Origin of the sequence: Texcoconibacillus texcoconensis, assembly GCF_014202575.1 — a bacterium.
GTDB classification, from domain to species: Bacteria; Bacillota; Bacilli; order Bacillales; family Salisediminibacteriaceae; genus Texcoconibacillus; species Texcoconibacillus texcoconensis.
On the sequence record NZ_JACHHB010000002.1, the window covers coordinates 391,574 to 400,031 of the forward strand.

9 protein-coding genes are annotated in these 8,458 nt (G+C 42.4%); 3 read left to right on the forward strand and 6 right to left on the reverse strand.

The window, feature by feature from the left end:
- Nucleotides 1–51: 51 nt before the first annotated feature.
- The 6 genes from tsaD to HNQ41_RS03780 all read right to left on the reverse strand — a co-directional run bounded on the left by tsaD (nt 52) and on the right by HNQ41_RS03780 (nt 5,031).
- Nucleotides 52–1,077 (reverse strand): tRNA (adenosine(37)-N6)-threonylcarbamoyltransferase complex transferase subunit TsaD, encoded by a 1,026-nt coding sequence (gene tsaD, locus HNQ41_RS03755; protein ID WP_184663068.1) that lies wholly within the window; start codon nt 1,075–1,077, stop codon nt 52–54.
- Entirely contained in the window at nt 1,074–1,526 is a 453-nt protein-coding gene (gene rimI, locus HNQ41_RS03760) for a ribosomal protein S18-alanine N-acetyltransferase (RefSeq protein WP_184663103.1), read from the reverse strand. The genes tsaD and rimI overlap by 4 nt, the downstream gene beginning before the upstream one ends.
- Before the next feature lie 5 nt (nt 1,527–1,531).
- Nucleotides 1,532–2,242 carry a tRNA (adenosine(37)-N6)-threonylcarbamoyltransferase complex dimerization subunit type 1 TsaB gene (gene tsaB / locus HNQ41_RS03765; RefSeq protein WP_184663069.1) on the reverse strand — a complete coding sequence of 237 codons (711 nt, stop codon included), beginning with the start codon at nt 2,240–2,242 and terminating at the stop codon, nt 1,532–1,534.
- Nucleotides 2,239–2,697, reverse strand: a complete 459-nt coding sequence (gene tsaE / locus HNQ41_RS03770; protein ID WP_184663070.1) for a tRNA (adenosine(37)-N6)-threonylcarbamoyltransferase complex ATPase subunit type 1 TsaE — start codon at nt 2,695–2,697, stop codon at nt 2,239–2,241. Before tsaE ends, tsaB begins: the two co-directional genes overlap by 4 nt.
- A 14-nt stretch (nt 2,698–2,711) precedes the next feature.
- Entirely contained in the window at nt 2,712–3,689 is a 978-nt protein-coding gene (thiL, locus tag HNQ41_RS03775; protein WP_184663071.1) for a thiamine-phosphate kinase, read from the reverse strand.
- A 196-nt stretch (nt 3,690–3,885) separates the two neighbouring features.
- Nucleotides 3,886–5,031 carry a trans-sulfuration enzyme family protein gene (locus HNQ41_RS03780; protein ID WP_184663104.1) on the reverse strand — a complete coding sequence of 382 codons (1,146 nt, stop codon included), beginning with the start codon at nt 5,029–5,031 and terminating at the stop codon, nt 3,886–3,888.
- Between the two features lie 219 nt (nt 5,032–5,250).
- On the opposite strand from HNQ41_RS03780, the gene HNQ41_RS03785 reads away from it, so the two are divergent.
- From HNQ41_RS03785 to HNQ41_RS03795, 3 genes are read left to right on the forward strand one after another with little or no spacing between them, the layout of a single operon-like run.
- Entirely contained in the window at nt 5,251–5,793 is a 543-nt protein-coding gene (locus HNQ41_RS03785; protein ID WP_184663072.1) for a GbsR/MarR family transcriptional regulator, read from the forward strand.
- Between the two features lie 14 nt (nt 5,794–5,807).
- A complete protein-coding gene (locus HNQ41_RS03790) occupies nt 5,808–6,485 on the forward strand; it encodes a cysteine hydrolase family protein (protein WP_184663073.1) in 678 nt (225 codons plus the stop codon).
- A 2-nt stretch (nt 6,486–6,487) separates the two neighbouring features.
- Nucleotides 6,488–7,423, forward strand: coding sequence for a glycine betaine ABC transporter substrate-binding protein (locus HNQ41_RS03795; protein ID WP_184663074.1), 936 nt, complete (start codon nt 6,488–6,490; stop codon nt 7,421–7,423).
- The last annotated feature ends 1,035 nt before the right edge of the window (nt 7,424–8,458 follow it).

Here is an 8,458-nt window from a genome sequence, read left to right on the forward strand (position 1 = left end):
TGTTGTTGATATCTCCTTAACAACAAAAAAACAGATCTGCACGTTTATCGATTACCTTAGTGGAAAGCTAGCTCTTGCGTTTAAGTCCATTTCTGATGTTTCTCCACGCATAAATTGGAATGTGCCCGCTGCTGCGATCATTGCAGCATTATCTGTACATAAAGAAAGAGGTGGAATGATCAGAGAATAGTCCTCTTCCTCACAAGCTGTGGACAATCGCTCTCTTAAACCTTTATTCGCTGCTACACCGCCTGCGAGACAAATTTGTTGTACACCATAATCACGAGCAGCCTTCATTGTTTTACCGACGAGTACATCGATCACACTTTCTTGAAAACTGGCAGCAAGTGTACTCGCTTCGATTTCTTCTCCACGCTGTTTTGCATTGTGTAATGTGTTAATAACTGCTGATTTTAAGCCGCTAAAACTAAAATCATAGCTATCTGGCTCTAACCATGCCCGTGGCAAATCAATCGATGGTTCACCTTCATGGGCTAACTGATCAATCGCTGGCCCACCTGGATAAGGAAGTCCGATGGTGCGTGCAACTTTATCATACGCTTCACCGACTGCGTCATCTCTTGTTTCACCAATCACCTTAAACGACCCGTGCTCATCCATCACAACAAGCTCTGTGTGCCCTCCTGAAACAACGAGAGATAACATTGGAAACTTTAATGTATCAACGAGGTGGTTGGCATAAATATGCCCTGCAATGTGATGAACACCGATTAATGGCAAATTGTTCGCAAATGCAAGTGCCTTCGCTGCATGAACACCGACAAGCAATGAACCGACCAACCCTGGCCCTTCCGTCACAGCGACAGCATCAAGGTCTCCGAGCGTGACTTCCGCTTCCGTTAACGCCTCTTCGATAATGAGCGTCACTTGCTCAACATGATGACGCGAAGCAACTTCAGGGACGACACCCCCAAACCGTTTATGGCTTTCTATTTGTGAGGCAATCACGTTACATAATACGTCACGTCCATTTTTCACAACAGCGACAGAGGTTTCATCACAACTCGTCTCTATTCCTAACACATAGATATCTTTTTCTTTAAATCCTTCATTCATCTTAACATCACCCACATGACTAATGCGTCCTCCTGATTATCGGTATAATAGTTCTTTCGTATACCACCTGTTTGAAAACCAAAGTTTTGATACATCGCTTGCGCCCCGAGGTTCGAGACACGAACTTCCAAAGAAAGTCGTTCCGCTCCCTTATTTCGGGCAAGTTGCAACGCTTCCTTTAAGAGTCTTTGTCCATAACCTTGTCTTCGATAATGAGAAAGAATCGCGATATTGGTAATATGAGCTTCGTCAATAATCACCCATAACCCACAATAACCGATCACCCTTCCGTCACATTCAACGACTAAGTAATGCGCAAACTTGTTAATATGTAGTTCATTTAAAAAAGCGTTTTTACTCCAAGGTTTTTGAAAGCTTTCATGTTCTACAAGAAGGACGTCTTCAAGGTCACTTTCTTCCATCATACGAATACGAACATCTTCTGCCATAGCCTTCACCGCTTTTCTTCCTCCCGTCCGTTTTGCTCCATCCATTTCGCCTCAGCTTCAGCCAAACGTAAATATTGTGGAGTGAGTGCATGCACATTTTCAAGAGGTGTTTTCTCTATTCCAAGCTCCGCAAGTTGGGCTGGCTTTAATAACCGGTCTGCAGGTTTAGCTAAAACTGCTTGTTCACCCATGATTTCTTCAATCACTTCAACATGCTTATCCCACTCATTACCGAGAAATAGAACAGGTTTCTGATACGACTTTAATTTTTCCAACCAAGCACGATGATCAGTCAGCCCATCTTCAATCACGTTTTCAACGCTTCCTGTGCCCCCTTGATATAACCCTGTAAACACTTGCCCGCGTCGTGCATCAATAAACGGTGCGATGAGCCCTTGAAAATACCGCCCGTTTTGCGCAAGGGCTTCAAGGCTCGATACACCAACAACAGGAATATTCAGCGACCAAGCGAGTGTTTTTGCTGTTGTAACAGCAATACGAACCCCTGTGTAAGAACCAGGTCCATGTGATACGACGATTCGATCTAAATCCGCTGGCTTTATGTCCACATCACGTAACAACTGCTCGACAGCTGGCATTAAACGTAAGGCGTGATTCTTTTTGATATTCGTCATTTTTTCCCCTACTGGTTGTCCCTCTTTTATAACAGAGACACCGAGGACATATGTCGACGTGTCGATCGCTAAAACATTCATTTTTTCTCAAGCTCCTTACATAATTCAATGTATCTATCGCCCCGTGGCATCAATATAAACGACCGTTCATGTTCGCTTCGATACGCAACCTGAATGTCCAGGCGCTCTTCGGGAAGTTGCTCTGTAATACGAGTTGGCCATTCAATCACCGATACACCATCACCTTCAAAATATTCTTCTAACCCTAACTCCTCTGATTCATCGTCAAGACGGTATACATCCATATGATATAGAGGTATATCACCTTGATATTCCTTAATAATCGTAAATGTCGGGCTATTGACGACTTGGTTGATACCGAGCCCTTTGGCAATGCCTTTTGTAAATGTCGTCTTTCCCGCTCCTAAATCTCCTTCAAGCGTTAATACATCGCCTGGTTTCAATTTTGAAGCGATTTGATGGGCGAGTTCCCAAGTTTCGCTTTCATTTTCTGTCTTATGTTCAAACGTTTCCATTTCTATTGCACTCCTCAACCAAAATGTTGATAGCCTGATTTATCAATGCTATGTATCCCGTTTTCATTGTGAAGATAAACCGAGCTTTCCCCTTCTTTTACTTCACCAATAGCGTAGATTTCTCCTCCTTGACCTTCAACGCTTCCCTTCACATGATCCCATTCATCTCGAGCGATCGTGCCAAGAAGCTGAAAATCTTCTCCACCTGAAAGGATCCACTTCCACTTTTGTTCTGGAAAATCGTCTAGGCTTTCATGATATGGAAGATCACCCTCAAACAAGTCAATCACAACACCACTTGCTTCAGCGATCTCGTGTGCTTCACTAGCAATACCATCGCTGACATCATTTAAACTTACCCGAAAACCTGACTTCGCTAACACCCTTCCGATATCTAGCTGCGGCTCAGGTCTTTGATGGGCTCGGACGACCGCTTCATATTCAAAAGCTTCAAGCCTTTTATCACCTTTAAGGAGTAAGTGAAGACCCGCGGCAGAAGAACCAAGCGGCCCTGTAACAAACACGATGTCTCCTGGCTTCGCATTTGAACGCAATAACTTCCGCCCTGTTTCCACTCGTCCAATCACCGTCACCGTCACAACGAGTCGATCATTCGTTGAAACCGTATCTCCACCAATCAATACAGCACCGCACCGGTTCGCCAATTCCTTCATACCTGCATAGATCTCAACGACCTCATCTTCTGTCCACCCCGATTGAGGAATCGCGATCGACACAAGATAGTAGCATGCTTTTCCCCCCATCGCCGCAATATCACTTAAATTGATCGCCAACGCTTTGTAGCCAATGTCTGTAGGCGACATCGTTGACTTTTTAAAGTGGACATCTTCCACCATCGTATCGACAGTCGCCACCTCATCAAACGAGGCTTCACTTTGATACAAAGCCGCATCATCACCAATGCCTTGAATAAGGTGGCCAGGCGTCTTTTGAGGTTGAACTTTTTTTAGCCAATCAAATTCATTCTCCAAGAAAAGCCCTCGCAATCTATTTTTAGTATGACCCATTTACAACGCTAGCTAACATAAAAAACGTCGAAACATCATCGTTTCAGACGTTAACGGTACTGTTATTATAGCAAAATTTTTCATCCTTCGGTGCTGTTTCAAACGTAATCTCTCATCAAATAGGAACGATGCGCGCAAGGCACCGTCCCTATATCTCTTTTTACGATATTTTTGCTGCTTGTAGCGCTTTTAGAAAAGTATCGATGACATCACGTTCATCCTCAATCCCAACAGAAATACGCACCATTTGATCTGTGACACCAAGTTTTTCACGGGTAGACTTTGGCATCGCTCTATGAGACGTTCCCGCTGGATAAGTGACAGAAGTCTCTACCCCAGCTAATGTAGGCACGATTTTCACCCATGCAAGAGACCGAAAGAATGTGTGTAAATCATAACCATCCCCTAAATCAATCGTCACGATCGCACCATTGCCCGCAGTCGACGCGGCGCTTGGATAATACACTTTTGTAACCATAGCTTCATTTCTTAACACATCTGCCAAAGCCTCCGCATTCGCCGATTGCTTTTGCATACGTAAACTTAACGTTTTTAACCCCCGACAACCTAACCATCCATCAAATGGACCAAGGTTACTGCCAAGATTGGTTACTTTCATACGCGCCTTTTTCAGCAGCGTCTCAAGACCAACGAGCACACCAGCACTAATATCACTATGCCCGCCAATATACTTCGTTGCACTGTGAACGACGAGATCAATCCCTTCATCAAAAGGACGAATCAAGTACGGTGTCGCAAAAGTATTATCGATCATCGTCTTTAACCCAAATTCCTGAGCAATTTTCCTTACCCGCGCTAAATCCTCCACACGCAACAGCGGATTCGTGATCGACTCCGAATACAACAGCACAGTTTCGTCTTTAATCGCCTCTCTCACTGCATGTTCATCAGCAAAATTCACAAAACTCACATCTATACCGAAATTCGGCAATTCATTTGCCATTAACTGATATGTACCACCATATAAATCCTCAGTCGCAATCACATGATCGCCACTCTTCGCAACCGATAACACCCCTGCTAAAATCGACGAAATGCCAGATGACGTCGCAACACCTGCAGGAGCCCCCTCTAAATCAGCAACCCCTTTCCCCAAATCATCCGTATTCGGGTTACCATTTCTCGTATACAAATAACTCTTCTCACCTTGAAAATAAGACTCCATATCATCCAAATCATCGAAAGCAAACGCTGACGTTTGATAAATCGGCTTCGTTTTACTCAATTCATCAGCCGATACCTTCTCCTGAAAATGAACATTTTTCGTTTGAAAATGCACATCCATCCCTCCCACAAGAATCTTCCCTCCATCATATCGCAATCCTTTTTGTGAAGAAAGGAAGTGAACGACAAAGACAAAAAATTCGTTTTCAATGTCCTACCAATTTGACATACGACACAAACCACCCTATAATTTAAACTGTTCAATTCATACAAGTTATATTAAACAAATTATAATATATAAATCTCATTACAGTTTTTACCGGGAGGTGAGGGACCAAAAATGAATGAGGACTTGCAAAAAATTGAAGAAGCGAGAGATATCATGATTAGCGCCATTGCTCAGACGATGGTCATCTACGGTGTCACCCCATCTATAGGTCGAATATACGGCGTATTATACTTTTCCGAAGAACCACTATCTTTAGATGACATCAAAGATGAAGTTGCCATGAGTAAAGCCAGTGTCAGTAACGGCATGCGCGAACTATTAGAAACAGAAATGGTCATTAAAGTTTGGAAAAAAGGCGAGCGTAAAGACCACTTCATTGCCGAAAAAGACTTTTTAACAAACTTTATTAATTTCTTTGTAAAAATGCTTCGCCAAGAAAGAAGTTTACTCATGAAAGCAGATGAACAAGCAAGACCAATGCTCGAAGAAGTGGCTAAAAAGGCAGAAACAGATGAGGCTGCAACAACAGCAAAATCTGACCTAGAAAAACTCACACGTTCAACATCTTATCTTAATTGGACAATGGAATTAGCGAATGCATTAGAATCCGGGAAAATTTTTGAATATTTCCCGAAAAACAATAACAATAAATAGCGTGGTGTTTACGATTGGAATTAACAAAAACAGCTTGTGTTTTAATTGATATACAAAAAGAAAGTAATTTTGGCATCGAAGGAACTGAAGAGGCCGTCAAAAATACGAAACATTTGATTGAGGAATGTAGACAGAAAGGGATTCCCGTTATTTACACTCGCCATATCAATCGCGCAGACGGGATTGGCTTGTCAAAAGATGAACCTTTAAAAGAAGACGGTACACCTGTCTACTATTCAAGTAACACAGAAAACATTGAAGTCTTCGATGAAATCGCGCCTAAAGATGGCGAAATTGTGATTGATAAGTACCGCTGGAGTGCTTTTTATGAAACGAGTTTAGATCTTTTATTACGAAATATGGGTGTTGAGCACATAATTATTGGTGGTTTTGTTACAGATGGTTGTTTAATGACTTCCGTTTTTGATGCTTATTTCCGAGATTATCAAGTGAACTTAGTACATGATATTTCCGGCGCATCTAATGAAGGTGCTCATATGTCAGCCATGCTAACAATGGCCAATTGGGTTTATAACCTACGCATTTATAGTACTGAACAGTTAGTAAACAAACTTAACAATAAAGATTATAAGGTTTGGAAATCCCCACGACCTGATTCATTACAGTTTACTCCTGAAACAATGCGAGAAAAATTTGATCAAATCATAAACTTTACACAGGAAGGTGAGTAATCATGAAAAAACAGTTTTTACTTGTAGCTACTAGTCTAGGAATCTTAGGAACAGCAGCTTGCGGAGCTAGTGAGGACACTTCGGATGTATCGGAGAACGCTGACTCTACGGACACTTCCAATGATACAGAAGAGTCAACTGAGTCCGATTACAACCCTGAAGAAGAAACGATTACGTTTGGTTTAACAACATGGACAAGCACCGAAGCACCAACCGAGATTGCACGTTTGATTCTTGAAGAAGCTGGCTACAACGTAGAATTCTCAACACTCGATCAACCGATCATTTTTGAAGGTTTGGAAAATGAAGACGTCGACTTCTTTATGGACGCTTGGCTTCCATATACTGAAGAAGAGCTTTGGAATCAATATGAAGATAGTTTAACGAAAGTCACTGCCAGTTATGAAGAAGTGCCATTAGGATGGGTTGTCCCTTCTTATGTTGATATTGATTCAGTTGAGGATTTACATGGTGAAGGTGAAAAGTTTGATAATGAAATCGTTTCTATTGATCCTGGTGCTGGCATTGTATCGATCACTGAAGCAGCCGTTGAAGATTATGACTTAGCCGATGAGTACGATATTTCTACTTCCAGTGAAGTCGCAATGATTGGTGAACTAGATAATAAAATCAATCAAGAAGAACCTGTCATCATCACGGGCTGGCGTCCACACTCTATGTTTGCTAACTACGACTTGAAGTTTCTTGAAGAACCAAACGAAAACTTCAAACCAGATAATGTCTACGTGATTTCTTATGATAGTATTGAAGAAAAACATCCAAGAGCTTATGAAATCCTCTCAGACTGGAGTATAGAAGTAGGGGACCTTGAAGAAATGATGTTAACATACGAGGAAGATGAAATTCCATTTGATGAATTAGCAGAAGAATGGATCGAAGAAAACCGTGACCAAGTTGATGAAATGCTTGCACAATAAATGTTAACAAAAGAAGCTTGCTTTTACGCAAGCTTCTTTTGTTTTATCCTCTTGTTTCTTTGAAGAATCTAACCTAAACTCCTGTTAAAACTCCCCTTTCACTTTTCGGTTATCTTTTCCTAAGGATCTTTTCGTGAACTTTGTTGTTTTTTTATGAAGTCAGAGAAACTAAAGGTGGTGACGCAAGGCTGGCCAAATGCGGTCATGTTCACTTTTCGTTCGATCCGGACATTGATTCCGTAATTCACTTGAAAAAGGCTGATTTTGAGTTTTTTATGGACATGAGTTCCGCTATTTGTAAAAAATCCCCCTTCATTGCTTGCAAAAGAGACAATTAACGGAGCATATGTCCGTCCCCTAAAAATGGGGTATTTAGCTTAAATAACGGAATGTATGTCCGTGAGCCATATTGACCTAAAGCTCAAATCACCAACGTCCACCTGTAGCATATCCGGTATGAACTAATTCTTAAAAAGCAACAATCTTTTAGAAAACAGCCTTCTACAACCCCTTTTCACCTTGCGGTGATCAAGTTCTTGAAAACATAAAAAAAGCACATCGCTTCTGCGACATGCCCTCAAATGCCTGGCGGCGTCCTACTCTCACAGGGGATCGCCTCCAACTACCATCGCCGGGCTGCGGAATCCGATTAACGGCGAATTTCTTCGTCACCTGCTCTCTCATAAGAAAAGTACAAGGCGCCCGCCTATCGGCGACTAGCACTGGAGGTACGGCAAGCAGAAGCGCTTTCAGCTTCAATTGCCGGACCGAAGTGACCTCGAGCCGATGGCGCCTGAACTAGACAGATTCTCATGGACGGGTGTCCATTGCGAGTCTCGATCGCTTGCTTCCTAGAACTTCTTGTTTCTCGGATTCCTCGCTTTTTTCTTTTTATTACAACCCCTTTTCACCTTGCGGTGATCAAGTTCTTGAAAACATAAAAAAAGCACATCGCTTCTGCGACATGCTCTCAAATGCCTGGCGGCGTCCTACTCTCACAGGGGGAGAGCCCCCAACTACCATCGGCGCTGAAGA